The sequence below is a fragment of the Paenibacillus sp. FSL H8-0332 genome (assembly GCF_037963835.1).
In the GTDB taxonomy this organism is placed as follows: Bacteria; Bacillota; Bacilli; order Paenibacillales; family Paenibacillaceae; genus Paenibacillus_AQ; species Paenibacillus_AQ rhizoplanae.
The window spans coordinates 5,727,295-5,753,105 of the sequence record NZ_CP150145.1 but is presented as its reverse complement, the minus strand read 5'-3'; the positions used below and the strand labels follow the sequence as shown (position 1 = coordinate 5,753,105).

Here is a 25,811-nt window from a genome sequence, read left to right as displayed (position 1 = left end):
TTCTCCTCCCCCGGAATATGCGGCAGCGGTTGTTGCGGCTACGATTAATTCGGGGGGCGGCGAAGGGCCAGGATTCTTGCCATCATGGGCACCTGCCTCATCAGGAAGAGCGCAAGATTCGTGTGGAACACAAGCCTCTTAAGCGAAGGAGATGAAGAGCCGATGGACCCTTTACGGCAAGATGAATTTGATTCTCAGGCTTGCGGGAGTATAGCGCCTAAGGCGAAGCCCTGTCCAAGGCCCAAGCCGGGTGAAGCTGCTGGAGGCTGCTCCTTCGACGGAGCCCAGATTACGCTGCTGCCAATTATGGATGCTGCGCATCTGGTTCATGGACCGATTGCCTGCGCCGGTAACAGCTGGGAGAGCAGAGGCGCGTTATCCAGCGGTCCCTCCCTGTCCCAATATGGCTTCGCTACGGATCTTACGGATTCTGATATTATTTTTGGCGGCGAGAAAAAATTGAAGGACAGCATTGACTATATTGCCGGGCGCTTTGCGCCTCCGGCAATATTTGTATATTCTACCTGCGTCACCGCGCTGATCGGCGAAGATATGGATGCGGTCTGCAAGGAGGCGGCGGATCGGATCGGGATTCCTGTTATCCCGGTGAACAGCCCCGGCTTCGTCGGCAGCAAGAATCTCGGGAACCGGCTGGCGGGGGATGCGCTGCTGCAGTATGTCATTGGGACAGGGGAGCCGGAGCCGGAGACGGATCTCGGGGTCAACCTGATCGGGGAGTACAATATCGCCGGTGAGATGTGGGATATTGAGAAGCTGATGAACAGCGCCGGGATCGCCGTAACCTCGCGGATTACGGGAGATGCCCGCTATAAGGAGATTACGTGGGCGCACCGGGCGAGAGTAAATATGGTGGTCTGCAGCCGGGCGCTGCTCGGCCTTGCCAAGGAGATGGAGGCGAGATACGGCATCCCGTATTTCGAAGGCTCGTTCTATGGTGCGAAGGAGACGACCTATTCGCTGCGCCAGATGGCCTATCTGATGAATGACCGGGAGATGGAGCGGCGCGTGGACCGGCTCACCGAGCGGGAGGAAGCCCGGTTAAGCCAGGAGCTGCGGCCTTACCGCAAGCTGCTGAGGGGGAAGCGGGCTGTACTCTATACAGGCGGCGTCAAAAGCTGGTCCGTAATCTCGGCTCTGAAGGAGCTGGGTGTTCAGGTCGTCGGGGTAGGCACGAACAAAAGCACGGAGGATGATGTGCGGCGGATTGCCGACCGCGTGGGTGATGATACGGAATACATTCCCGAGGGCGGGGCCAGCCGGATGATCAAGACGGTAAGAGAACGCAAGGCGGATATTATGATTGCCGGCGGCCGCAATATGTATGTGGCGATGAAAGAGCAGATTCCCTTCATTGATATCAATCAGGAGCGCCACAAAGCGTATGCTGGATATGAAGGGCTGCTGCGGCTGGCCAAAGAGCTGACCTATTCACTTACGAACCCGATCTGGAAGCTGGCGGCAAGCCCTGCTCCCTGGGATAAGGAGGCGCCGCCCTATGACCGTTAACCGGAGAAAAAAGCCCGCATCTGTCAACCCGATGAAGATCGGGCAGTCGCTGGGTGCCGTACTGGCATTGCAGGGCTGCTACCGGGCCATGCCGCTGATTCACGGCTCCCAGGGCTGCTCCGCTTTTCCGAAGGCGCTCCTGACCCGTCATTTCCGGGAACCGATTGCGCTGCAGACCTCGGCGCTGCAGGAGATGGATGTCATCTTCGATGCCAACCGCAATCTGGAGGAGGCGCTGAATCTGGTGCTGAGCAAGCACCGCCCGGATATCATTGGCATTATTGGGACGGAATTGACCGATGTAGCCGGTGTGGATTATCAGAACATGCTTAAGACGTATAAAAGAGAGCGGAATATGCGCGGAGGTCTCGCCTTCTCCGTGGTGCTGCCTGATTTTCGCGGATCGCTGGAATCGGGCTTCAGCTCTACGGTGGAGGCCATGATTGACGAGATGATCCAGCAGGTAGGACACCGGGGGACGAGAAGCATGAATACCCGGCAGATTACCCTGCTGCCGGGCTCGTTCTTAACCCCGGCCGATGTGATGGAGCTGAAGGAGATCATCTCCTCCTTCGGCTTCGAGGTGATTGCGCTGCCGGATATCTCGACCTCCTTGTCCGGCCATCTGCTTACCGGCTTCTCGCCACTGACGCGCGGCGGGGTTCCGCTGGACTCTATGCTTCAGAGCCTGCAGTCCGGGCTGACGATTGCCGTGGGCGGCAGCATGGAGCGTCCGGCCAGACGGCTGCATAATGCCATAGGCACCCCGTATAAGGTATTCGAGGGGGCGATGGGGCTTAAGGCAACCGATGAACTGCTGCATTTCCTGCATCAGATCAGCGGAGAGCCGGTGCCGCTGCGGTATTGCTGGCAGCGGGAGAATCTGCTCGACAGCATGCTGGACGCCCATTTTCAATTTGCCGGAATGTCGGTTCTTGCCGCACTGGAACCGGATCATCTGTATTCGGTCTCGGGGTGGCTGGAGGAACTGGGCGTAGAGCAGAAGGCGCTGATCACCTCCTTCGAGACCCCGCTCATTGCCGGAATGGAGCGCGAGGTATGGGTGGGCGATCTGGATGATGCCGAGGTGCTGGGCAAGGGAGCGGATCTCTGGATCAGCAATTCCCACGGGATCGCCGGGGCGCAGCGGACGGGTACCGCGTTCATGCCGGCCGGGTTCCCGGTCTGGAATGAGCTCGGCGCTTACATGTCCGTCTCAGTCGGGTACCGGGGGGCGATGGAATGGAGTAATAAAGCAGGGAATCTGTTAATGCAAAGGGAGGCAGGGCACCGTGAAAGTAGCGTTCGCCACAGATGATGGAAGCCGTGTGAATGCGCATTTCGGACAGAGTCCGATGTTCGCTGTATATAATGTAACGAAAGCCGGGGCCGAGCTGGTGGAGCTGCGGAGACTGTCTGCCATACCGCACCAGGATGAAGCAGGCAAAATCGAAAGCCGCCTGGATTCCGTAGGTGACTGCACCCTGATCTTCATCATGCAGATCGGTGCATCGGCCGCTGCGCGGGTAACACGCCGGAAGATTATGCCGGTGAAGGTTCCGCTGGGCAGCCCTATCGAGGGGCAGCTGAAGCGGCTGGTCGAGATGCTTCAGGGCAAGCCGCCGATGTGGCTGGCCAAGGTGCTGCGGGCAGAGGAAGCGGAAGAGAATGAAGGAGGAGAAGCGGATGGAACCCATGACTTATGAGAGTGCGGCACTGCAGGGTACGGTGATTCCGGGAGCTGCGGCGGTGAGACAGCGCAGTCCCAAAGCGCGCAAGGAGCTGAATCCGGAGACCGCAGATGCCCTGATCCGGCGTCTGTGTCATCTTCTGGATGCCGGAGACTTCTTCGGACATAGCAGCAGCCTTCCACCGCTGGAGAAGATCGGGAAGCTGTTCCTGGCGTCTGCCGGGGATAAGGATCAGTCGGAATTCAATTGCGCGGTGTCGCCCAAGGTTCGCCAGCAGGTGCCGCTGCTGTTCCAGGCCATGGCAGGCGTTATGGAGGAGAGAACCGGCCTTATGATCCAGAGTACAGCGGAGATTAACGGCGAGGGCTTCGGCCGGGGGCTGCTCTACAGCGGCAGAGTTATTGTGGTGCTTAAGAGCCTGCGGGCCGGCTTCCCCTTCCCGTTCACTTCGGCAGAGAAGACGATTTCGTACGGGGTGGAGTGTATTGAAGAAGGAATGGCTTGGCTGGAGAAATATAAGGAGCTGACTTCAGCGCACGGCCTGCTTAGCCTGGAGGGCTAGAGTAAGAAAGGAATATCTAATATAACTGGTCACAGGGGGAGTCAGTGATGGAGCAGCTTGCCGGAGGGTTAGAGCTGGAACGGTACACCCGGCAGCTGAAGCTGCTCGGGGAGGACGGGCAGAAGGCGCTGAAGGAAGCGACGGTTATGGTGGCCGGGATCGGCGGGCTTGGCGGAACGGCTGCCCTTTATTTGGCGGCGGCTGGCGTGGGCCGGCTTATTCTGGCTCATGAGGGGGTGATTGTGGCCCCGGATTTGAACCGGCAGATTCTGATGGACAGTGAGCATCTCGGCCAGGAGCGGATGAGTACGGCGATTGCCCGGCTGAAGCAGCTGAATCCGCATGTGGAGATTGAAGGCTATAATTCAAGAATTGAATATCCTGCGGCATGGCCTTGGGTGGAAGCGGCTGATCTTGTCATCGATGCCCGTTACGACTTCCCGGAGCGTTATGCGCTGAACCGGCTGTGTATAGATACGAATACACCGATGGTGGAGGCGGCCATGTATGGCTTTGAAATATCGCTCACTACGGTGATCCCCGGACTTACGCCTTGCCTTGAATGTCTGTATCCGGAGTTGCCGCCGCAGTGGGAGCCGCTCGGCTTCCCGGTTCTGGGCGCCACCTCCGGGATTGCCGGTTGTCTGGCAGCGCTGGAGGCCGTAAAATGGATTACAGGGGTAGGGACAACTTATGCGGGCGTAATGCATCGCTTCAGCTCACTCGACTTCGCCTGTTATAGCGTCCGTATTACCCGTAATCCGAATTGCGCTTGCTGCGGAGAGGGAGGTAAACCGTGAAACGTCTCAAGCTATGTGACACGACACTCAGGGATGGTGAACAGGCGGCTGGAGTTTCATTCACGAGGGCGGAAAAGCTGGAAATCGCAAAGTTGCTGTCGGAGAGCGGAGTAGAGCAGGCAGAGGTAGGCATTCCTGCCATGGGCAAACGGGAACAGGAGGATATTGCCGCTGTTGCTGAGCTGGGATTACCCATGAAGCTAATGACATGGAACCGCTCGGTCCCCGGGGATATTGACAAGGCCAAGGCTACCGGTGTGAACTGGAGCCATATCTCCATTCCGGTGTCGGAGATTCAGCTGCAGGGGAAGCTGGGGCTGACGCCCCGGGAAGGCCTGAACAAGCTGCTGCGTACCGTGGAATACGGGCTGCGGCAGGGCATGACCGTATCGGCAGGCATGGAGGATTCCTCCAGGGCGGATATGAGCTTCCTGATTGAAGTGGTGAATACCTTATACAAGGAAGGCATCCGCAGGTTCCGGTATGCAGATACCGTCTCGGCCCATCATCCGGGGCAGGTGGCAGAGCGGGTAAGCCAGCTGCTGGGAGAAGTGCCTGAGGATGTGGAGCTGGAGGTACACTGCCACAATGACTTCGGGCTGGCCTGCGCGAACACGCTCAGCGGCATAGCTGCCGGAGCGGTGTGGGCCAGTACGACGGTGGCCGGGATCGGCGAGAGGACCGGCAATGCGGCCATGGAGGAAGTAGCCATGGCCTGGCGCTATTTGTACGGCGGGGAATGTGCGGTCCGGCTGGAGGGGCTCCAGGGCCTCGCGGACAAGGTCATCGCCGCGTCCGGCCGCAGTGTCAGCGATGCGAAGCCGGTCGTGGGGCAGCTCGCCTTCACCCATGAATCCGGGATTCATGTGGACGGGCTGATGAAGAAGCAGGAGACGTATCAGTTCTTCGATCCGGCGGTGGTCGGCCGCGCGCACCGCTATGTGCTGGGCAAGCATTCCGGCAGCGGCGGCGTGGCCCATGTGCTGGAGCAGCAGGGACTTGCGGTCAGCGCCGAGACAGCCGGCCGTCTGCTAGATAAGGTCCGGGCCTACGCGGAGGCCCGCAAGGGCACTGTGCCGGAAGTCATGCTGCTGCAGTGGCTGATGGAAGAGCAGCAGCGCGCGCAGAATGCGGTATAATATATATTTTTAAATATGCGGATGCTTAAGCTGGGCTGTCCTCCATGTGGAGTGCGGCGCAGCTTTTTTGGGAATATAAGGCCTGATGATATCCGAGTTTGGCAGAGCGGCGGGGAGAATAGACTCCACTTTGACGGAGGATTTTGTTACAATTTGAGCAGGCTGTAAATAGGCAGAGCGTATGGGGAAGGGAAGGCATCACTTTGAAGAAAACGATTTTTTTCGATATTGACGGTACAATCTATGATGAAGACAAGAACATTCCGGCTTCCACCAGAGAAGCGATAGCGGAGCTGAAGAGACGCGGGCACCATGTAGCGATTGCTACCGGAAGAGCGGATTATATGTTCGAGGGGCTGCGCGAGGAGCTGGGAATTGACTCGTATGTCTCGCTGAACGGGCAGTATGTAGTCTATGAAGGGAAGCCGGTGTACAAGAACCCGATTGCGACCAGCGTGCTGGAAGAGCTGACCTTGTTCGCGGAGAAGCTGGATCACCCTGTTGCGTATACGGATACGGCGGGCATGAGAGTGAATGTGGCCGATCATGAGTACATCAATACGAGCGTCGGTTCGCTGAAGCTGGTATTTCCAACGCATGATGCGGGATATTTCCTGAAGAATGACATCTACCAGGCCATGATCTTCTGTCCGCAGGAGAGTCAGGTGGTCTACGCCGAGCGGTACCCGGAGCTGAATTTCATCCGCTGGCACCCGCTGTGTATGGATGTGCTGCCCGGCAACGGCTCCAAAGCGAACGGGATCGCGGAGATGCTGAAGGTGATCGGGGTGGAGAAGGAAGAGGTCTATGCTTTTGGCGATGGCCTGAATGATGTGGAGATGCTGGGGTATGTCGGATATGGCATTGCCATGGGCAATGGCGAGAAGGAAGCGAAGGCGGCCGCCTCCTTCATTACGAAGTCTGTCCGTGAGGACGGCATCTATGAAGGCTTGAGGATGGTGGGCCTGCTGTAGATTACCTCCAGGGGCGTTGCCCGGAGCGGAAAGGCTTAGACGAGTATTCGATTGCAGTTTATGCAATGGAATACTTTTTTTGCATTTTGAACGGGTTCTCTTGCAATCAAATATGATCACCGGGGCAATCGAAGGCGGGTTGTCCGGCAATAGTATATGTTTTGGCTGGACGGGGTGTGATAGGGCGGGTGAACAATTTCGGCTCTGCGCAGATGAATTCAGCTTGTCCAACCGGTACAAATCACCCGTTTTCCCAAAATAAATATTTGCCTACGGGATGAATGTCCATGCCTCCTCTGGGTTAACGGAGTAGGATACATAAAGTCTGTAGGAGGTGTTGAGCATGGGTCTTACCAAACATAAGAGAAAGAAGCGGATCTGTAAAGATGAGATCGCAGAATGCCCGCTGCCAAAAGTGAAGCGTCCTGTGAGAAAACGGAAGGACAACCAATGCGGCTGCAAGAAAATTATCGTCAAGCAGCAAATTGTCCGCGTCAATATTCCATTAGGTGCGCTGGGAGCAGCGGGTGCGGCCGGAGCCTTAAGCGCGGCAGGCGCTGTTGAAGCACTGGGAGCGGCGGGAGCCGCAGGTGCCGCAGGTGCGCTCGGCGCAGCGGGAGCAGCCGGAGCGCTGGGCGAACAGGGAACCGCAGGGGCACTGGGGGCAATCGGCGCAGCCGGAGCACTTGGCGCCGCTGGCGCAGCCGGTGCCCGTGGAGCAGCGGGAGCAGCAGGGCTGTTGGGCGCAGCCGGAGCAGTCGGGGGGCTGGGCGCAGCCGGTACCCAAGGTGCGCTCGGAGCGGCGGGCGCGGCGGGAGCATTAGGCGCGGCCGGAGCGCTCGGCGGGATCGGTCCGGCGGGCCCGGCGGGGCCTGCGGGAGCGGCGGGAGCCATCGGCCCGGCGGGCCCGGCAGGAGCTATCGGTCCGGCGGGGCCTGCGGGAGCAGCAGGAGCTATCGGTCCGGCGGGGCCAGCGGGAGCGGCAGGAGCCATCGGCCCGGCGGGGCCAGCGGGAGCAACGGGTGCAACAGGGGTTGCCGGTCCAGCCGGGGCAACGGGAGCGACGGGTGCCACAGGGGCGGCTGGCGGAATTGCCGAGTTCGGTTACGTATATAACCTCGGTGCGCAGGTAGTGCCGATTGAGGCAGATGTGTCTTTTGATACAAATGGGCTGCTTACTCCCGGAATTACACATGCCCCTGGTACAACTACAATTTCGGTGACCAATGCCGGAATCTATGAGGTTAATTTCTCGGTCTCGGGTGTAGAGCCCAACCAGTTCGCCCTGTTCGTGAACGGGGCAGAGGTTCCGGGAACGGTCTATGGGTCGGGTGCAGGCACCCAGCAGAATACCGGCCAGGCGATCATCGCATTATCGTCAGGCGATGTGCTGACGCTTCGGAATCACAGCTCGGCTGCTGCAGTCACCCTGCAGACGCTGGCTGGAGGAACACAAGCCAATGTCAATGCTTCGATTGTTATTAAGCAGTTGGCTTAGTGACTCTTTTGACCAGAATAATTCCACTCATTGGGCCGGATACGTCCCGGCAGAAGACGGGTACCCGATCAGGGTATCCGGCTTTTCTTTTTTGCGGCAAAGGTCGATCAGGCTTGTGAATACACTGGTTGGTTGAAGGCGGTTGTTCTGGTTAAAATATATTAATGTGTCTTATGCAACAGGAATCGAGAGAAGCGGAGGTATCTGAAGTGAACCCTAAATGGTGGAAAGAGAGTGTTGTCTACCAGATCTATCCGATCAGCTTCATGGACGCTAACGGTGATGGAATTGGAGATTTGCGCGGAATATTATCGAAGCTTGATTACTTGCAGGACCTCGGGGTGGATGTGATATGGGTCTGCCCGATTTATAAATCCCCGAACCATGACAATGGCTATGATATCAGCGATTATTGCGACATTATGAAGGAATTCGGCACGATGGATGATTTTGACCTGCTGCTACGCGAGATGCATTCCCGCGGGATGAAGCTGATGATGGACCTGGTGCTGAATCATACCTCGCATGAGCATCCGTGGTTCGTGGAGTCCAGAAGCTCGAAGGACAATCCCAAGCGGGACTATTATATATGGCGACAAGGTAAAAACGGCGGTCCGCCGAACAACTGGGAATCCTACTTCAGCGGTTCGGTCTGGGAGCTGGATCCCCGTACTGATGAATATTACCTGCATCTGTATTCCCGGTTCCAGCCGGATCTTAACTGGGAGAATCCTGCTGTAATCGGCAAGCTGCATGAGATGGTGGAGTGGTGGCTGAAGAAGGGAGTGGACGGCTTCCGTTTTGATGCGATTGCCCATATCGTGAAGGCGGAGGGCTACCCGGATGCGCTGAACCCCGGCGGCACTCCGACGGTCCGCGCCTATGACATGTTCTCGAACCTGGAGCATGTGCATACCCTGCTGCAGAACCTGCATGATAAGGTGCTCTATTACTACGACATTATGACGGTTGGGGAGACCTCGGGGCTCGGGCCGGAGCAGGCGCTGGATTATGTCGGTGACGGACGCCGCGAGCTGAATATGACCTTTCAGTTCGAGCATATGAATCTGGATGCCGCCTCGCCGGGCAGCGGGAAGTGGGATGTGGTGCCCTGGAAGCTGACGGATCTCAAGAGGATCATCAGCGATTGGCAGACTGTGCTGCATAACCGGGGCTGGAACGCCAACTATCTGTGCAACCATGACCAGCCGCGCTCGGTGTCGCGGTTCGGCAATGACCTGTTCTACCGGGTCCCGTCGGCCAAAATGCTCGCCACCTTCATTCACATACTGGAAGGCACGCCTTATATTTATCAGGGTGAGGAGATCGGCATGACCAATGTAGCCTTCGAGTCGATCGATGATTACCGGGATGTCGAGACCTTGAACTATTATGAGGACAAGCGAAAGAACGGCGTTCCCGAAGCCGACATCATGGCTGCAATTCATACCAAGAGCCGCGACAATGCCCGTACTCCGATGCAATGGGATGATGGCGAGGAAGGCGGGTTCACCGCAGGGACGCCCTGGATCAGGGTTAACTCGAACTCCCGGGAGATTAATGCGGCCAGCAGCGTCAAGGACCCGGACTCTATTTTCAATTATTATAAGAAGCTGATCCAGCTCCGCAAAAAACATCAGGTCATCGTCTATGGTGAATACGGACTCTTGCTGGAGGAGCATCCCGAAATCTATGCCTATACCCGGACGCTGGAGGATCAGCGGCTGCTGGTGATCCTCAATTTCTACGAGCATGAGCCTGTATTTGAGCTGCCGGAGGAATTCCAGCCCGCCGAGAAGCTGGAGCTGCTGATCTCTAATTATCCGCCCGTCAAAGAGGAGGATCTGCGCCAGCTGAAGCTCCGTCCTTATGAAGCGCGCGTGTATCTGCAGTGGATGGATACGAGTTCTGCTTAAGCGAACCGAACCCATAACCGAAACTATAGATGTGTAGCAGTCCCGGCTGGGTCACCGGGACTGCTGTTTGTTATGCGAAAAACCGAATACATATGCGCCGCGAAGGAATACTTTTTTTATCCGCACAGTGATCCTGTTCCTATAATTATAAATAAACTATTATGTGTTGCAGGTCTGTGACTTCGCTGGGCTTCTACAGTAAAAGGCGGTACAATAGGCGTTATTAGAGACAGGGATAAGCCCGTGCGGTGAAGCGGGGTGTGGAAGGAGCTAGGAAAGAGATGAGTGAGTGGTATGAGAAATGTTTTGGCGAGGACTATCTGATTGTATACAGACACAGGGATTTCAGCGGTGCGCGTCATGAGGTGGAGAGCATGATCCAGTGGCTTGGCCTGCCCCGGGGGACGAAGGTGCTGGACCTCTGCTGCGGCATGGGCCGCCATTCGCTGGCTCTGTCGCAGGCTGGCTATGAAGTAACGGGCGTGGATTTGTCGGAGGTACTGCTGCGTGAGGCGCGTGCGCAGACGGGGGCGGAGCAGATAACCTGGCTGCACTCGGATATGCGTGAGCTTCCGCTTGCGGGAGGCTTCGATGCCGTGGTCAATTTGTTCACTTCCTTCGGGTATTTTGAAGAGGATGAGGAGCAGATTAAGGTGCTTAAGGAGATCTGCCGGATGCTGAAGCCGGGTGGCCGGTTCATCATTGATTTTCTGAATCCGGCTTACGTCATCCGCCATCTGGTGCCCCATTCGGTCCGGGAGGACGGAGATGTCCAGATTGATGAGACCCGCCGGATCGAGGAAGGGTATGTGAAAAAGAATATCCTGCTGACCTCGAAGGCTGGGAGCGCTCCGGCCCGCAAGTGCCAGGAACGGGTGAAGCTCTACACGCTGGAGGATTTCCGCAAAATGCTTGACGCTGCCGGGCTGCGGCTGGATACTGTTCACGGCGGCTACGATGAAGAGGAATATAACGCTGAATCCTCGGCCCGCATGATTTTCATGGGAGGTAGACCTTAGAGATGGCATCAGAGAGAGGGCTTAGAGGAGGCGAAGGAAGGTTGAATAAGGAGATCATTCAAGCTTGGGACGGCGGAGTACTTCAGGTATCCGTACCGATGGGGCTGCCGCTGCGTCAGGTTAACAGCTATCTGCTGCCGGACAAGGACGGCAGGGTTACAGTTATTGATCCAGGCCCGCATACACCGGCTGCCGAGCTTGCCTGGCAGGGGGTACTTGAGGCGCTGAGCCTTACCTGGAGGCAGGTGCGGGATATCGTGGTTACCCATCATCATCCCGACCATTATGGCCTTGCGGGCTGGATGCAGTCCCGCAGCGGAGCCCGGGTATGGATGACCGAGCGGGCTCATACCGAAGCCGGTCTCGCCTGGGGCGATGAAGCGATTCTGAATGAGGCGCTGCCGGTCTTTTTCCGGCGGCATGGCATGCCGGAGGAGTGGAACACAGGCATCCGCGAGCATCTGGAGGGCTTCCTGCCCGAGGTGACCCCGCAGCCGGAGGTCACCTACATCAATGCCGCGGAGCCGTTTGTAATGGGCAGCCGTAAATGGCAGCCCATTATCACAGGCGGGCATGCGCCGGGGCATGTGTCGTTCTACCACGGCGACAGCGGGCAGATTCTCTGCGGCGATGCTGTGCTGCCGCAGATTTCGCCCAATGTCGGCCTGCAGCCGGGCAGCGATCCGCAGCCGCTGCTGACGTTCCTGGAGGGGCTGCGGGAGCTGCGCAGCCTGCGGGTTACGCTGGCGTTCCCGGGCCACCGGGAACCGTTCCCGGGGTTCACGGCGCGGGCGGACAGCCTGCTCCGGCATCATGAGGAGCGGTTGGATACAACAGCCGCGCTGCTCGCAGGCGGACCGCAGAGCGGGTTCGCGGTCTGCGAGGGGTTGTTCCGCAGCCGGGTCGCGACAGCGCACCAGATGCGGTTCGCCATGAGCGAGGCGCTGGCCCACCTGGCCGAGCTGGTGCGCCGGGGGCGGGCAGCCGAGACGGAGGCCGGGCCCGGCGGCGGCCTGCTTTTCACGGCTGTGGAGTAGGCGGCGCTAATCCGCAGTTCAATTGAGCAGTCTAAATGAAGAGCACAAGTGCCCCTTGATTCTGCACACGTGTTGATTTTTTGACAACTGTTAAATATAATGAACCCAACTAAGAGCTGAGGGGAAGGAGTTGTAAGAGGGATGGCGGTGGACAGGCGGATCGGGAAGACGCGGGATGCTATTTTTAAGGCGTTTCTTAGTCTGATGGAAGAGAAGAGCTTTGAGCAGATTACGGTCCATGAGATTGCAGAGCGGGCTAATGTGAGCAGAGGTACTGTTTATCTGCATTTTGTGGACAAATATGATTTGCTGGATAAGTGTGTTGAGAAGGAAATGACGGAGCTGCGTGACCGTTGTGTGGGTATTCAGGAGAATCTCGATTTTACCTCTTCCGGTCCCCTGCTGCGTACGGCTGAATATGTGGAACAGCATGCTACCGTTTTCATTACACTGATTAATAACAGCGGCATTCCTGCCTTCAGAACCCGTCTGCATGCCATGCTGATGGAGGGACTGGCGGAGCAGATCGATATGGATGGTGTGAACCAGGGGATGAACAAGGAGATGCTGCTGCATTTTATGGCTTCGGCTGCTGTGGGAGTAATGGAATGGTGGATTACACACTCGCTGCCGATTTCGGCCAAAAAGCTGATGGAGGATATTAGTATCCTCCTCGAACGCAACCAAATGGGGCCGCAGCCGCTGGACGCTCTGCCCTAGACAATGATCTGTCTGTGTCGTCCAGTGGCCTGCGATTATCCCATTCTTAAGAATCCGGCTGGATCACCTTCATCTTGGACGGGTTGTTGATTTTGTATTTGACCGGGTGCTGGGAGAGCTTCTTGGCTACAATCTTCGCTTCAAAAGAAACGGGGTCGCCCTCCTTAAGCTCCAGCTTCTTCAGCGTGGCACTGTGGCTTGACCAGACTTCGTCAATGGCCAGATCATGGCCTTCTATGGCTATGTTTTCATAGATAATAACTTCATCGTCATTATCCGAAAAGTGGTTGGGAACGGTCGTAAATTCTTTGACAACCGCTGTAACCTTGAGCTTGTCTTCCGGCAGCTGCAGGGCGGGCTTCTTCTTGGAGGCAGCTGGCTTGCGCGGCTTCTCTGCAGGAGCCGCTGTCTCCGCAGCAGTCACGCCTTCAACAGCGCTCCCACTCTCTGAACGCTCCGCAGCACCAACACTCCCGCTCCCGCCCTCTAAACGCTCCGCACCCTCCACATCGCCCTCAACCGGCTGGTTCTCCAGCAGCTCATCCGCTGCGGTCTCTCCGGCAGCTTCTGCCGGGTCCTCGGCCCGTGCATCCGCCGCCGCTTGCGCGCGCTGGCCGAAGCTGGCGGTCTGCATTTCTTTGAGGTAGGCCGGGTGGATGCAGTGCTGCTGCTTGTTCTCGAACTGAACCACCACCGTCTGATTATCCACAAACCCTACAATTTCACAAGGCAGGGTCAGGCCCTGCCGCTTGTACATATAAGTTTTGACCCGGGTGGCTGAACCGGGCAGAAGATTCCATTCCTTACACCGCTCAATCCGCTCATCCTCACTCTCGAAATCCTGGACAGCCAGCGGCTCCACTACGAACGAATAGGTCATGCACACTTCGCACCTTTCCAATGATCCATATTAAATCCCGCCTTACTCTGGCTTAGTGTTCTCCATAGTGCTGCGCCGTGCAGCCTCTTCCACATCCTCCGGTTCAAGTTCCAGGCCAAGCTTCTGCTCAATTTCCGCCTGCTTGCGGTGGGCAATACGGCTGCTGGCTGCTGCGGCTACGGCACCTACGATATCATCCAGATAAGTATGGATCTGGCCGGTGGTTTTGTCATTCAGCCTTTCCAGCACGCCCGGCTTAAGCTTGTCCACATACCCGAAGTTGGTGAAGCCGATGCTGCCATATACATTCACGATGGAAAAGGCGAGAATCTCATCCACCCCGTATAAGCCTTCGTCATTCTCAATCATTTCCTGCAGCGGGGCAAACAGCTTGCCCTCTTCGGCCAGTACATCCAGCTGGATGCCGGTCAGAACTGCATTCTGCACCTCACGCTTGCTGAGTACCATCTCGACGTTATGAATACATTCCTCCATGGTCAGGCCCGGATAGTATTTCTTTTGCAGCAGCATGACAAGCTCGGCGATCTCCTCTAAGGTTACCCCGCGCTTGTGCAGCCAGTACCGGGTCGCTTCGGCAACGGCTTTGCTGTTGAGGCTGTAAGGAATTTTGGCATCAGTCATAGGAAGTCCTCCATTCGTGAGTCGGGTGTGATTTGGGTATGTACTAAATTGTACGCAAGCGGCAGACCGATGTCCAGAAACGTCCGAATAGAATCTCTGTAATTTAGGATAAGCTGTTGTTATTTTTTGGACACAGGGCTCGTATACATAGCAGTACAAACTGATCTTAGCGTTGAAAGGGGTAATGAAGATTGATGAAACCTGTGAAACACCTCCGCGGGGCGTCTGCGGCTTGCCTGCTGGCCGTTCCGCTTGTGCTCTCCGGCTGCAGTCTGTTCGGTTCAGAATCCGCCGCTGTGGACCCGCCTCCCGCCGCCGTAGAAGCTCAAATGCTGCAAGTGAGCGGGGAAGATACGCTGGATACCGGTGTATTCGGACCCGCATCCCTGAATGAGACGGATCTGTCCGTTGGGGTGAAGGATACCGGTGCGCCTGCTGTAGCCGGTGAGCGGACCACTGTGTATCTGGAGGATCAGAACGGTCTGCTGGCTCCGGTGGCTCTGTCTTTTCCGAAAAGCGAGGACACAGTCATGCTGAAGAATTCCCTCACGGCACTGGTCAGCAAGGGGGATTACGCGTCTGCACTACCTAAGGGCTTCCAGGGCGTACTGCCCGCAGGGACGATAGTGAATCAGGTGTCGGTCGGCCAGGACCATGTCGCCATTGTTGAATTCAACTCGGCGTTTAACGACTACGATCCTGCGGATGAACGCAAAATCCTTGAAGCGCTGACCTGGACACTGACCGGGCAGGATGACATTAAGGGAGTGCAGCTCTGGGTCGATGGCAAAAAGCTGACTGAAATGCCGCTGCAAGGCACACCGCTGGATCGCCCGCTGGCCCGCACGATGGGCATTAATCTGCCGAAGCATAACGCATTGATGATGAACTCCAGCGCAGTCACAGTCTATTTCGCAGCTGCTTCACCGGATGGCGGCCATCAGTATTATGTTCCGGTTACCCGGTTTGTACCCGCTGGCGGGGATACGGTGAAGGCTGCTCTGAGCGAGCTGATTGCCGGACCGCAGTCCGAGAACGGCCTGGAGATGGTCATGACGCAGGGAACGGTGGTCGATTCTGTAAAAGCAGGGCAGAACGGAGTAGTCACCGTATCGCTGACCGATGATATGTTCGAAGGCAGCACAAGCATTCCCGAGGAGATGCTGGAGTCGGTCGTGCTGACGGTGGCCCAGAATACAGATGATTCGCTGGTGCAGATCCGTCTGAACGGCAAGGATACGGTTACGGGTACCAATAACGTCGATTACGGCCAGCCTGTTTCAGCGCCGGAATATGTGAACGAGCTGCCGCTTTAGACCGAATCCATCGGTTTAAAAAGATGCTTTTGTGCCTACTCTTTGATAGAATAAAGTATTGTTCATCCGAATAACGGGTCAGGAGCAGCGGTGCCGTTCTCTTCCATAGGGGGCGGCACCCGTTTCTGCGTATAAGATACGGATGAATGTATACACAAACTTCGCGCTATACGATGTAGGAGGCAGAAAAGATGAGATCAAACGGACGCAACGAAGATCAGCTCCGGCCAATAACGATAACGACCCAGACCAACAAATATGCAGAAGGCTCCGTCATCATTGAGATGGGAGATACCAAGGTCATCTGTACGGCAACCGTGGATGAGAAGGTCCCGCCGTTTCTGAAAGGACAAGGCAAGGGCTGGGTAACCGCCGAATATTCGATGCTTCCCCGCGCGACCCAGACCCGCAACCAGCGTGAAGCCGCGCGCGGCAAGCTGACCGGGCGGACCATGGAGATCCAGCGTCTGATCGGACGGGCCTTGCGTTCGGTGGTGAATTTGCAGGCGCTCGGCGAACGCAGTATTACGCTGGACTGTGATGTGATTCAAGCGGACGGGGGAACGCGGACGGCTTCGATCACGGGCGCTTTTGTAGCGATGGCCTTCGCCATGAACAAGCTTGCCCTCCAGAATAAGCTGACGGTCTTCCCGATTACGGACTACCTGGCAGCCATCAGTGTGGGGGTAGTCGGCGACAAGACACTGCTCGATCTGAATTATGAAGAGGATTCCAAGGCGAAGGTGGATATGAACGTGGTTATGACGGGCGGCGGTGCTTTCGTTGAGGTTCAGGGCACAGGCGAAGAGCGGCCATTTACCCGACAGGAGCTTGACCAGCTGCTGGGTCTTGGAGAGAAGGGGATCTACGAGCTGATCGCTGTGCAAAAAGAAGTCCTTGGCGCCATCGCGCTCAAAATCCCTGCCGGCCAGACCGGCCAAGGGGTGTAGGATGAAATCCGGCAGCGGAATTCTGATTGTCGCAACGAAGAACAAAGGCAAGGTGCGGGAGTTCCAGCATGCCTTTGCTCCCCTCGGACTCACGGTCAAAAGCATGTATGACTACCCGGATCTGCCGGATGTAGTCGAGGACGGGGCCACTTTTGCCGAGAATGCCTTCAAGAAATCACGCGCAGTAGGGAATGCCCTTGGACTGCCGGTGCTGGCAGACGATTCCGGGCTCTGCGTAGAGGCGCTGGACGGAAGCCCCGGCGTGTATTCGGCCCGCTATGCTGGTGAAGCAGCGGATGATGAGGCGAATAATCTGAAGCTGATGAGCGAGCTGGAGCGGCTGAAGCAGGGGGAGGATACCGGACAGCCGCTGCTGAGTCCCGCACGGTTTGTCTGTGCCCTGTCGCTCTATGATCCGGCGGACGGACGGGAATGGACGGCTGAGGGTACGGTCGAAGGCTGGATTACCTCGGAGCCTGCGGGCGGCGGCGGTTTCGGCTATGACCCGCTGTTCTATCTTCCGGAATACGAGAAGACGATGGCTGAGCTGACGCTTGCGGAGAAGCAGGCGATCAGCCACCGCGGGACGGCGCTGCGGCGTCTGACCGAGAAGCTTGCTGCCGCGCAGAGCGGCGGTCAATAGAAGATTTGGATACTGTAGAAGCAGCCCGTAAGCAGAATATGCTTAGGGCTGCTTATTTTTTTAGATAATAATCCCCCCTGATTATGGAAATTTATCCCTAGCATATCCTCCGGCTTTGTATGAGAATAAGAGTTGACTTCACCCCTTCGCAGATCCTGCATCCTCCCGCAAAATCGCCGCAAACTACCCACCCTGCCCTGTACCAGACAACAACGTAGGCCTCAGCGGAGCGAGTGATCCGTATGCTGCTGAACTGCGCTTTTTTTGAGCTGTATAACTATTCTACCAGTCAGACTGCCAGGAATTTAATAGTTTCACAGGGTGAAGGTCAAGGCCAATCGGGTCCGGGAGGTGAACGCTGAGCTTTCTCATTCTCATTCGCGGCAAGGGAAGAACGGTCACTTAATATCCTTGATGGCAGAGGCGCATGTATGTCCATGAAGCAGGCTTACAGGTTACGCATTGAACCGGGGAGGTAATCACGAAATGGCCTTTATCAAAAGAAAATCCTTTGTGCTTGGCTTGGCGGCAGTTCTTTTCCTTACTCTTTTTTCGGCTTTTGGTGCAAATAGCAGAACTGTTCAGGCAGCCGGAGACTACAAGATTGTCGGCTACTATGCTTCATGGGCCGCCTACGGGCGGGCTTATAATGTAACGGATATCGATCCTGGCAAAATGAATGTCATCAACTATGCCTTTGCCGACATCTGCTGGAACGGAATACACGGCAATCCTGACCCGACCGGGCCGAATCCGGTCACCTGGTCCTGCCAGAACGAGCAGGGGCAGGCGATCAGCGTGCCCAATGGCACCGTAGTGCTGGGCGATCCCTGGATCGATGCCCAGAAAAGCTTCGGCGATGACAAATGGGATGACCCGATCAAGGGAAATCTGAAGCAGCTCTGGAAGCTGAAGGACAAGAATCCGAGCCTGAAGACGATGATCTCCGTCGGGGGCTGGACCTGGTCCAACCGCTTCTCGGATGTGGCTGCCACGGCGGCAACCCGTGAGGTGTTCGCCAATTCCTCCGTGGATTTTATCCGCAAATACAAGATGGATGGTGTCGATCTGGACTGGGAATACCCGGTTAGCGGCGGACTTGCGGGCAATAGCTACCGTCCTGAGGATAAGCAGAACTACATCCTGCTGCTCCAAAAGATCCGGGAGAAGCTGAATGCCGCCGGAGCTGCTGACGGCAAAACGTATCTGCTGACCATTGCCTCCGGTGCAGGCCCCACTTACATCCAGAATAACAATCTCAGCGGAATCGCCGCTGTGGTCGACTGGATCAACATTATGACCTACGACTTCAACGGCAGTTGGAACCCTACCACCGGTCACAATGCGCCGTTGTATTATGACCCGGCAGCCGCATCTTCAGGGTTGACCGAGCCGGCGAATTATAACATCGACAAGGCGGTGACCAGCTATCTGAGTGCAGGCGTACCGGCTAATAAGCTGGTGCTCGGCATGCCGTTCTACGGCCGGGGCTGGGGAGGTGCTCCTGCTGCGGGGAACGGGCAATATCAGGTATCTGCCGGGATATCCTCCACCGGAACCTGGGAGAAGGGCAACTACGATTTCAATGATTTGGAAGCGAACTACATTAACAAGAACGGTTATACCCGTTACTGGAACAACACCTCCAAGGTTCCTTATCTCTACAACCCGGCCAACCAGACCTTCATCAGCTATGATGATGCCGAATCCATCGGGTACAAAGCGACCTACCTGAAATCAAAGGGTCTGGCCGGAGCGATGTTCTGGGAGACCAGCGGCGACCGCAACAAGACGCTGCAGACCAAGCTGGGCGCAGAGCTGGGAGGCGGAGTGGTGACACCAACGGCTACGCCGGTGCCGACCGCGACAGTCGCACCGACCGCAACAGTGAAGCCATCGGCTACGCCGACCGCGACAGTGGCACCGACGGCCACGGTGAAGCCATCGGCTACACCGACAGCGACAGTGGCGCCAACGGCTACGCCGGGGCAATGCTCGGCGGTTGCATGGAGCTCGGCCGCTGTCTACACGCAAGGCCAGCAGGTCTCCTACGGTGGACTGCTGTATCAAGCCCAGTGGTGGACGCAAGGGGACCGGCCGGATCTTAGCGGAGCCTTCGGGGTGTGGCGGGTGACCGGAACCTGCGGTAACGCTACTCCGCAGCCGACAGCTACGCCACTCCCGACAGTAAGCCCTTCGGCTACGCCGACAGTAGCGCCAACCTCTACTCCTGTAGTGACGCCAATCCCTTCGGCTACTCCAGGCGCTGCTGCCTGGAAAGCGGGTACCGCGTATAGTGTCGGCAGTATCGTAACTTACAGCGGGCAATCTTACACCTGTCTGCAGGCGCATACCTCACTGGCCGGCTGGGAGCCGAATGTCACTCCTGCGCTCTGGAAGCTGAACTAAAGGCGGAGCGGACAGCGCAGGAATCCAACCATAGGGCATGACTATGCCTAAGTATAGAACAAGGAACGGTGCCGGCTTTTAAGCTGGCACCGTTTTTAATTTGGTTAATGATTTTTTTTCGCTTCGATTGGATATATTTATGTTTAAATACAATTTAGCCATCCTGTATTCCGCTTAAGGTTCATAAGCTTCCACAGGCTGAAATATAATGAACAGACAGGCGGCTGTCCCGGCCTCCAAAAATATTATGAAACGTGATGCCGATTATTTCGTTATAGTAGTATATAGCGGAAGGTGGTGGGTTCACCAATGAGTATGTGGGTATTGTGGTTAATTGCCGCTGGCGTCTTGTTTGTTGTAGAGATGTTTACGTTTACATTCTATTTGTTATGGCTTAGCCTGGGAGCCTTGGCTGCCGGACTGGTTGCGCTTGTGCTGCCGGATGCATGGCTGCTGCAGGTCGTAGCGGGTTCGCTGTTAGCCCTGGCCTTGACGTTCTTCACCAAGCCATTGTCTGAGCGGCTGCGCAATGCGCGGGGCTTCAAGGATACGGGTACCGACATTGTCGGCAGGCAAGGTCTGGTCGTTGAACCGATTGAGCCTGGCCGTTACGGGCAGGTTAAGATTGGCGGCGATACATGGAGTGCAACCTCAACAGTGGCACTAGGCAAGGGTCAACAGGTAATTGTAGTAAGAAGAAGCACTACCATTATTGAAGTAGAACGATGGGGGGATATGTACTAATGGAATTGGTGATTATCGGAATTATTATTGTTGTCGTCGTAGTATTTATCGCAATGACTATCAAGATTGTCCCGCAGCAAAGAGTTGGGGTTGTAGAGCGTCTTGGAAAATTCCACCGTCTGCTCACACCAGGTCTGAACATTCTGATTCCGGTCATTGATCAGGTGCGGGTCTATCATGACCTGCGGATTCAACAGGCGAATGTACCGCCGCAGACCGTAATCACGAAGGATAACGTACAGGTGCAGATCGATACGATTATCTTCTATCAGGTAGTAGGTCCGGAAGAAGCGACGTACGGAATCTCCGATTATGTGTATGGGGTACGGAATATCTCCACAGCTACCATGCGTCAGATTATCGGTAAGCTGGAGCTGGATGAAACCTTGTCCGGCCGTGAAAAAATCTCCTCCGACATCCGTCTCGCGCTGGATGAAGCGACAGAGAAGTGGGGCGTGCGCATTGAGCGGGTCGAAGTTATCGATATCAAGCCGCCGCTCGATATCCAGGAAGCCATGGACAAACAGATGAAGGCCGAACGTAGCAAGCGTGCGATTGTACTGGAGGCGGAAGCTGCCAAGCAGGATATGATCCTTCGTGCTGAAGGGGATAAGCAGAGTAAGATCCTGAAGGCGGAAGGGGATAAGGAAGCCCGCATCCGTCAGGCGGAAGGTCTCGGTCAGGCGCAGGAGCTGGAAGCCCTCGGCCAGGCCAAGGCGATCGAAGCAGTGGCGATGGCCGAGAAGGCCCGGATTGCCATGATTGCCAGCGCAGGACTGGATGAAAAAGTACTGGCTTATCAGTCCTTTGAAGCTTTGACAGACATCTCCAAGGGACCTGCGAACAAAATATTCCTGCCGACCAGTGCGGTGGAGACGCTGGGCAGCCTGGGAGCCATCGCCGAAGTATTCAAGGCTAGCAAAGAAGGCAAATAAGCGTAAGACAATTTACAATTCTTGCAGTTTCCGTTACAGTTAATAGCACAATCAGGCCGAGGCTTAGCAGGTACTCCGTACCTCTTAAGCCTTTGCTTATGAAGACTGTTTTGCCGCTGTGCAAAACTTGAAGGAGAAGATACCGTGACGCAAAAAGAAATTTCTCCGCTCGTAGAAACACTGGGGCTACAGCCCCACGTTGAAGGCGGATGGTACAAGAGACTTTGGAATGCTCCCTTTGAGATTCCCCAGGAGACGCTGGGCGAGGCTTATTCGGGCCCGCGCGCTTCAGCTTCGTCGATTTATTTCCTGCTTCATGCTGACGAGAGTTCAGACTTTCATACCGTGCTGTCCTCCGAAATCTGGCTGTATCATTCCGGCAGCCCGATTGTGCTCAGTCTGGGAGGCAACGGCGCAGAGCCGGAGAACGTAACGGAGGTTATCCTGGGTCTGGATATCGCTGCGGGCCAGCAGCCGCAGGTTGTGATTCCTCCCGGCGTATGGCAAGCCGCGCGCCCGCTAGGTGAAGAACCGGCGCTCGTCTCCTGCATCGTATCTCCGGAGTTCCACTTTGACGATTTCAAGCTGATTGACAAGAAATAAGCGGGGTTAGGTTATGGAGTACGGCCGAATAGGGGCTGTGCTCCATTTTTGATACATAGGAGGCATACAATCTTCACGATTTGGCAACCTATTCGCTATAACGGTGAACGGATTTCGCAGTTGGATGATTATGAGAGCGGGAATACGGTTAAGGAAGCTTGTTGAATTCAAATTAGGCTTGGAGGGTATCGATATGAGTGAAATGAACGCACCATTTACAGGCGGGCCTACCTTGAACGATGGCGTGACCATGCCGTGGCTGGGTCTTGGCGTATGGCAGACCAAGGATGGCGAAGAGGTTATCCGTGCGGTGAAGTCTGCGGTGGAGACGGGGTATCGCAGTATTGATACGGCTGCCGGCTATAACAATGAAGAGGGTGTGGGGCAGGCAATCCGTGAATGCGGAGTTCCCCGGGAAGAGCTGTTTATTACCACCAAGGTCCGCAACCCGGATCAAGGGTATGAATCTACCCTGAAGGCTTTTGAAGTCAGCCGCAAGAAGCTGGGCCTGGAGCAGGTGGATTTGTACTTGATCCACTGGCCGGTCGCCGGCAAATATAAAGAAACCTGGAAAGCGCTGATCCATCTGCAAAAGGAAGGGCTGGTCAAATCCATCGGGGTAAGCAATTTCCAGACGCATCATCTAGAGGACATCATCGAGGACAGCGGAGTGGTGCCGGTGGTGGATCAGGTGGAATTCCATCCGCTACTGACCCAGCGTGAATTGCTGAAATATGCACGGGCGCATGATATCCAGCTGGAAGCCTGGAGTCCGCTCATGCAGGGGAATCTGGACCTTCCACTGCTGAAGGAGCTGGCGGAGCGGTATGGCAAGACAGTAGCGCAGATTGTTCTGCGCTGGGATCTGCAGCAGGGCGTCATTACCATTCCAAAGTCGGTCCATCAGGAGCGGATCATTGAGAACGCCGGATTCTTCGACTTCACACTCAGCGATGAGGATGTTAAGGCAATCGAGGATCTCAACCAGAACCACCGCTTCGGCCCGGACCCGGATAATTTTAATTTCTAAGCTGACAGATAGAGCATTATAAGCTGTAGATGCAAAGAGCGGTCTCCCCAAGGGAGGCTGCTTTTTGCATTTGGCGGCAGTGTGGCATTTTTTTAGGACTATTCATTTAAAATTTTTATGTTATAATCGTAATTATTACGATTAATAATGGAGTTGAATGCCATCATACGATATTTGTTGCAACGTTTATTCCAGCTGGTTCCTGTGCTGCTGGGTATCTCTGGTATTACTTTTGCACTTATGCACTTAACCCACGGTGATCCTGCAGAGATTATGCTTCGTGCTGACGGTATTAAGCCTACATATGAAGCCATTGAGGCGACCAGACATACACTTGGTCTGGATGGACCTGTATATATGCAATATTTTCATTGGTTGTACCGGGTGCTTCATCTCGATTTGGGTATATCCTACAGCAGTAATCGTCCGGTGTTCACAGAGCTAATGAACCGTTTCCCGGCTACTGCGCTGTTGAGCAGCTGCTCCATATTGGCCGCAATTCTTATAGCTCTGCCTGTGGGTGTAGGATCTGCACTGTATCCGGGGAAATGGTTTGACCGGCTGGGGAGAGTATGTGCTCTGTTCAGCGTTTCCATGCCAGGTTACTGGCTAAGTTTGCTCCTGATTTATTATGGTTCAGTGAAGCTGAGGCTATTTCCTGTAATGGGAATGGATGGCCTATCCAGTGTCATTCTGCCTGCATTTACACTTGGGTTTGGAATGGCAGGGGTGTACATCCGGTTGATCCGTTCCAGTCTTCTGGACGTTCTGGGTACGCTCTACATCAAAGCGGCGAGGGCCAGGGGGCTGCAGGAATGGAGGATCATAACCATACATGCGCTTCGCAATGCACTTCTTCCGAGTCTTACCCTATTTGGGGTTAACATAGCAGGGCTGCTAGGCGGTTCTGTTATCGTTGAGACTATATTTTCCTGGCCGGGGATCGGAAAGTATGTGATTGAGGCGATTTTTGCGAAAGACTATATTGTCATTCAGGGGTATGTATTATGGATGGCTGTCGTCGTTGTCCTGATTAATTTGGCAGTAGATTCGTTACAGCTAATACTGGACCCGCGCATCAGGCTGCGTTGACGCTGTGAAAAGGAGTAAGGTGTTATGTTTCGGAGTAGCTTATTCAAGAATAACGGAGCGAAGCTGGGGGCAGGGATTGTCTTTGTGTTCATTTGCGCAGGACTCTTTGCCCCCTGGCTCTCCCCTTCCGATCCGCTGCAGATTCACATGGAGCATAAGCTGAGTATGCCTTCCTGGCAATACCCGCTCGGTACAGATCATCTGGGGCGCTGTGTGCTATCCCGTATAATCTATGGGACAAGGACAACGTTGTATTATTCGTTTATCGTTATGACTGTAGTATTTGCCATTAGCATCCCCGTTGGGTTACTGGCTGGTTACGCTGGCGGCAAGATTGATCATTGGATTATGCGGATCATTGACATCTTACTTGCTTTTCCCAGCTTAATTCTATCTCTCGCGATTACAGCCATGTTAGGCGCCAGTATGAACAATCTGTTAATCGCATTTGCAGCAGTCTGGTGGACGGGATATGCCAGAGTGATCCGCAGCCTGGTGCTTCAGATCAAGGAAAGCGGATATGTTGCAGCCGCCAAAGCGTCGGGCACTTCACATTTGCAAATTGTGCTCAGACATGTCCTGCCGATTGCGGCGCGCCCCATCCTGGTTCTGGCTTCTATGGAGGTTGGGACAATTATGCTCTCGATTGCGGGTTTGTCCTTCCTTGGTCTGGGAGCCCAGCCGCCTACACCGGAATGGGGGATTATGCTGAACGACAGCCGCGCCTATATTCAGACAGAGCCGCGGCTCATGCTCTTCCCTGGAATGGCAATCCTGCTGGCAGTTCTGGGCTTTAATCTGCTGGGGGAAGGCTTGCGCCGCACAGCGCATGATTACGATTCCCGGGAGGTGAGCATCCGGTAAATGAACAATGAATCCACCCTGCTGAAGGTCAGCCACTTATACACCAGCTTCCATACCGGAAGTCAGCAAGTCAAGGCTGTAGAGGATGTCAGTCTCGAAGTGAGGTCCCGGCAGATTGTCGCTTTGGTCGGCGAGAGCGGCAGCGGTAAAAGTGTTACGGCTATGTCTATTCTGGGACTGGTAGACCCTCCAGGCTTCATTGATGGCGGAGAAATCTGGCTTCGCGGCAACAATCTCCGGGAGTGCTCCACCCGCCAGTTAAGGAAGCTCCGGGGAACAGAAATGGCTGTTATTTTTCAAGACCCCATGAACGCGCTGAATCCGGTGCTTCCGGTTGGAAGACAGATCATGGAGACGATTATCCTGCACCGGCAAGTCACTGGACAGGAAGCAAAGCAGCTGGCCATGGAGCAGATGCAGCAAGCAGGCCTTAGCGATCCTGCGCAGCTATTTAATAAATATCCTTTTCAAATTAGCGGGGGGATGTGTCAACGGGTCATGATCGCTATAGCACTGGTGTCCGGTGCAAGCTTGCTCATTGCTGATGAGCCTACAACGGCACTGGATGTAACCATTCAAGCACAGATTCTTAAGGAGCTGGACCGGATCAGATGGGTCAATGACATGGGCATCCTGTTAATTACGCACGATCTCGGCGTTGTCGCCGAGCTTGCAGACTATGTATATGTGATGAAATCCGGAAGGATTGTGGAAGCAGGAGACGTCTTTGACATCTTTTCACATCCATCGCATCCCTATACGAAATACTTATTAGATTGCAGATAACAACTATAATATTACATCGTTTGCTGGGAGGTGG

The 25,811-nt window shown here is 55.4% G+C and carries 25 protein-coding genes; 23 read left to right on the top strand and 2 right to left on the bottom strand.

Translation table 11 applies throughout. The annotated features are described in order from the left end of the window. The first annotated feature begins 162 nt into the window (after nt 1-162). From nifE to NST43_RS24760, 12 genes are all read left to right on the top strand, one after another. Nucleotides 163-1,527, top strand: coding sequence for a nitrogenase iron-molybdenum cofactor biosynthesis protein NifE (nifE, locus tag NST43_RS24815; RefSeq protein WP_339219964.1), 1,365 nt, complete (start codon nt 163-165; stop codon nt 1,525-1,527). Further along, nucleotides 1,517-2,845, top strand: coding sequence for a nitrogenase iron-molybdenum cofactor biosynthesis protein NifN (gene nifN / locus NST43_RS24810; protein ID WP_339219962.1), 1,329 nt, complete (start codon nt 1,517-1,519; stop codon nt 2,843-2,845). Before nifE ends, nifN begins: the two co-directional genes overlap by 11 nt. Further along, nucleotides 2,820-3,233 carry a nitrogen fixation protein NifX gene (gene nifX, locus NST43_RS24805; protein WP_209993511.1) on the top strand — a complete coding sequence of 138 codons (414 nt, stop codon included), beginning with the start codon at nt 2,820-2,822 and terminating at the stop codon, nt 3,231-3,233. Before nifN ends, nifX begins: the two co-directional genes overlap by 26 nt. After that, nucleotides 3,214-3,780: a DUF269 domain-containing protein gene (locus tag NST43_RS24800; RefSeq protein WP_209993512.1), complete on the top strand. Its 567-nt coding sequence runs from the start codon at nt 3,214-3,216 to the stop codon at nt 3,778-3,780. The genes nifX and NST43_RS24800 overlap by 20 nt, the downstream gene beginning before the upstream one ends. A gap of 47 nt (nt 3,781-3,827) precedes the next feature. After that, on the top strand, nt 3,828-4,580 hold the full coding sequence (locus tag NST43_RS24795) for a HesA/MoeB/ThiF family protein (protein ID WP_339219961.1): 753 nt from the start codon (nt 3,828-3,830) through the stop codon (nt 4,578-4,580). Further along, complete coding sequence (locus NST43_RS24790; protein ID WP_339219959.1) at nt 4,577-5,719, top strand: homocysteine methyltransferase; 1,143 nt, start codon at nt 4,577-4,579, stop codon at nt 5,717-5,719. Before NST43_RS24795 ends, NST43_RS24790 begins: the two co-directional genes overlap by 4 nt. Before the next feature lie 203 nt (nt 5,720-5,922). After that, nucleotides 5,923-6,693, top strand: coding sequence for a Cof-type HAD-IIB family hydrolase (locus tag NST43_RS24785; RefSeq protein ID WP_339219958.1), 771 nt, complete (start codon nt 5,923-5,925; stop codon nt 6,691-6,693). Between the two features lie 343 nt (nt 6,694-7,036). Continuing rightward, nucleotides 7,037-8,191, top strand: coding sequence for a collagen-like protein (locus NST43_RS24780; protein ID WP_339219957.1), 1,155 nt, complete (start codon nt 7,037-7,039; stop codon nt 8,189-8,191). 209 nt (nt 8,192-8,400) lie between these two features. Further along, the gene (locus NST43_RS24775; RefSeq protein WP_339219956.1) at nt 8,401-10,107 is read left to right on the top strand and encodes an alpha-glucosidase; all 1,707 of its coding nucleotides are present in this window, start codon (nt 8,401-8,403) and stop codon (nt 10,105-10,107) included. 281 nt (nt 10,108-10,388) lie between these two features. Continuing rightward, entirely contained in the window at nt 10,389-11,126 is a 738-nt protein-coding gene (locus tag NST43_RS24770; protein WP_339219955.1) for a class I SAM-dependent methyltransferase, read from the top strand. Between the two features lie 41 nt (nt 11,127-11,167). Next, on the top strand, nt 11,168-12,163 hold the full coding sequence (locus NST43_RS24765; RefSeq protein ID WP_339219954.1) for an MBL fold metallo-hydrolase: 996 nt from the start codon (nt 11,168-11,170) through the stop codon (nt 12,161-12,163). A 141-nt stretch (nt 12,164-12,304) separates the two neighbouring features. Next, on the top strand, nt 12,305-12,883 hold the full coding sequence (locus NST43_RS24760) for a TetR/AcrR family transcriptional regulator (protein WP_339219953.1): 579 nt from the start codon (nt 12,305-12,307) through the stop codon (nt 12,881-12,883). A 46-nt stretch (nt 12,884-12,929) separates the two neighbouring features. Here NST43_RS24760 and NST43_RS24755 read toward each other — a convergent pair whose 3' ends face one another. Both NST43_RS24755 and NST43_RS24750 read right to left on the bottom strand, forming a co-directional pair. After that, nucleotides 12,930-13,763: a hypothetical protein gene (locus NST43_RS24755; protein ID WP_339219952.1), complete on the bottom strand. Its 834-nt coding sequence runs from the start codon at nt 13,761-13,763 to the stop codon at nt 12,930-12,932. Between the two features lie 42 nt (nt 13,764-13,805). Next, a complete protein-coding gene (locus tag NST43_RS24750) occupies nt 13,806-14,405 on the bottom strand; it encodes a phosphatidylglycerophosphatase A (RefSeq protein ID WP_339219951.1) in 600 nt (199 codons plus the stop codon). Nucleotides 14,406-14,599: 194 nt separating this feature from the next. On the opposite strand from NST43_RS24750, the gene NST43_RS24745 reads away from it, so the two are divergent. The 11 genes from NST43_RS24745 (at nt 14,600) to NST43_RS24695 (ending at nt 25,777) form a co-directional block, all read left to right on the top strand. Next, the gene (locus NST43_RS24745; RefSeq protein ID WP_339219950.1) at nt 14,600-15,721 is read left to right on the top strand and encodes a GerMN domain-containing protein; all 1,122 of its coding nucleotides are present in this window, start codon (nt 14,600-14,602) and stop codon (nt 15,719-15,721) included. Nucleotides 15,722-15,912: 191 nt separating this feature from the next. Continuing rightward, a complete protein-coding gene (gene rph, locus NST43_RS24740) occupies nt 15,913-16,671 on the top strand; it encodes a ribonuclease PH (RefSeq protein ID WP_339219949.1) in 759 nt (252 codons plus the stop codon). 1 nt (nt 16,672) lies between these two features. Next, complete coding sequence (locus NST43_RS24735; RefSeq protein ID WP_036694813.1) at nt 16,673-17,314, top strand: XTP/dITP diphosphatase; 642 nt, start codon at nt 16,673-16,675, stop codon at nt 17,312-17,314. 486 nt (nt 17,315-17,800) lie between these two features. Next, nucleotides 17,801-19,723: a glycosyl hydrolase family 18 protein gene (locus tag NST43_RS24730; RefSeq protein ID WP_339219948.1), complete on the top strand. Its 1,923-nt coding sequence runs from the start codon at nt 17,801-17,803 to the stop codon at nt 19,721-19,723. Nucleotides 19,724-20,038: 315 nt separating this feature from the next. Beyond that, on the top strand, nt 20,039-20,467 hold the full coding sequence (locus NST43_RS24725; protein ID WP_339219947.1) for an NfeD family protein: 429 nt from the start codon (nt 20,039-20,041) through the stop codon (nt 20,465-20,467). Further along, complete coding sequence (locus NST43_RS24720; protein WP_209993523.1) at nt 20,467-21,402, top strand: SPFH domain-containing protein; 936 nt, start codon at nt 20,467-20,469, stop codon at nt 21,400-21,402. The genes NST43_RS24725 and NST43_RS24720 overlap by 1 nt, the downstream gene beginning before the upstream one ends. A gap of 144 nt (nt 21,403-21,546) precedes the next feature. Continuing rightward, nucleotides 21,547-22,005: a cupin domain-containing protein gene (locus NST43_RS24715; RefSeq protein WP_209993524.1), complete on the top strand. Its 459-nt coding sequence runs from the start codon at nt 21,547-21,549 to the stop codon at nt 22,003-22,005. A 193-nt stretch (nt 22,006-22,198) separates the two neighbouring features. Beyond that, nucleotides 22,199-23,035, top strand: a complete 837-nt coding sequence (locus NST43_RS24710; RefSeq protein WP_209993525.1) for an aldo/keto reductase — start codon at nt 22,199-22,201, stop codon at nt 23,033-23,035. A 174-nt stretch (nt 23,036-23,209) separates the two neighbouring features. Beyond that, a complete protein-coding gene (gene nikB, locus NST43_RS24705; protein ID WP_339219946.1) occupies nt 23,210-24,127 on the top strand; it encodes a nickel ABC transporter permease in 918 nt (305 codons plus the stop codon). A 24-nt stretch (nt 24,128-24,151) separates the two neighbouring features. After that, nucleotides 24,152-24,991: a nickel transporter permease gene (gene nikC, locus NST43_RS24700; RefSeq protein WP_339219945.1), complete on the top strand. Its 840-nt coding sequence runs from the start codon at nt 24,152-24,154 to the stop codon at nt 24,989-24,991. Then, nucleotides 24,992-25,777 (top strand): ABC transporter ATP-binding protein, encoded by a 786-nt coding sequence (locus NST43_RS24695; protein WP_339219943.1) that lies wholly within the window; start codon nt 24,992-24,994, stop codon nt 25,775-25,777. It abuts the gene before it with no gap. The last annotated feature ends 34 nt before the right edge of the window (nt 25,778-25,811 follow it).

Excerpts from the sequence above, each read along its gene's own strand:
- nifE (WP_339219964.1), top strand. The coding sequence starts at position 163 with ATGGACCCTTTACGGCAAGATGAATTTGATTCTCAGGCTTGCGGGAGT.
- nifN (WP_339219962.1), top strand. The coding sequence starts at position 1,517 with ATGACCGTTAACCGGAGAAAAAAGCCCGCATCTGTCAACCCGATGAAG.
- NST43_RS24800 (WP_209993512.1), top strand. The coding sequence starts at position 3,214 with ATGGAACCCATGACTTATGAGAGTGCGGCACTGCAGGGTACGGTGATT.
- NST43_RS24795 (WP_339219961.1), top strand. The coding sequence starts at position 3,828 with ATGGAGCAGCTTGCCGGAGGGTTAGAGCTGGAACGGTACACCCGGCAG.
- NST43_RS24780 (WP_339219957.1), top strand. The coding sequence starts at position 7,037 with ATGGGTCTTACCAAACATAAGAGAAAGAAGCGGATCTGTAAAGATGAG.
- NST43_RS24770 (WP_339219955.1), top strand. The coding sequence starts at position 10,389 with ATGAGTGAGTGGTATGAGAAATGTTTTGGCGAGGACTATCTGATTGTA.
- NST43_RS24760 (WP_339219953.1), top strand. The coding sequence starts at position 12,305 with ATGGCGGTGGACAGGCGGATCGGGAAGACGCGGGATGCTATTTTTAAG.
- NST43_RS24755 (WP_339219952.1), bottom strand. The coding sequence starts at position 13,763 with ATGACCTATTCGTTCGTAGTGGAGCCGCTGGCTGTCCAGGATTTCGAG.
- NST43_RS24750 (WP_339219951.1), bottom strand. The coding sequence starts at position 14,405 with ATGACTGATGCCAAAATTCCTTACAGCCTCAACAGCAAAGCCGTTGCC.
- NST43_RS24745 (WP_339219950.1), top strand. The coding sequence starts at position 14,600 with ATGAAACCTGTGAAACACCTCCGCGGGGCGTCTGCGGCTTGCCTGCTG.
- rph (WP_339219949.1), top strand. The coding sequence starts at position 15,913 with ATGAGATCAAACGGACGCAACGAAGATCAGCTCCGGCCAATAACGATA.
- NST43_RS24735 (WP_036694813.1), top strand. The coding sequence starts at position 16,673 with ATGAAATCCGGCAGCGGAATTCTGATTGTCGCAACGAAGAACAAAGGC.
- NST43_RS24730 (WP_339219948.1), top strand. The coding sequence starts at position 17,801 with ATGGCCTTTATCAAAAGAAAATCCTTTGTGCTTGGCTTGGCGGCAGTT.
- NST43_RS24725 (WP_339219947.1), top strand. The coding sequence starts at position 20,039 with ATGTGGGTATTGTGGTTAATTGCCGCTGGCGTCTTGTTTGTTGTAGAG.
- NST43_RS24720 (WP_209993523.1), top strand. The coding sequence starts at position 20,467 with ATGGAATTGGTGATTATCGGAATTATTATTGTTGTCGTCGTAGTATTT.
- NST43_RS24710 (WP_209993525.1), top strand. The coding sequence starts at position 22,199 with ATGAGTGAAATGAACGCACCATTTACAGGCGGGCCTACCTTGAACGAT.
- nikC (WP_339219945.1), top strand. The coding sequence starts at position 24,152 with ATGTTTCGGAGTAGCTTATTCAAGAATAACGGAGCGAAGCTGGGGGCA.
- NST43_RS24695 (WP_339219943.1), top strand. The coding sequence starts at position 24,992 with ATGAACAATGAATCCACCCTGCTGAAGGTCAGCCACTTATACACCAGC.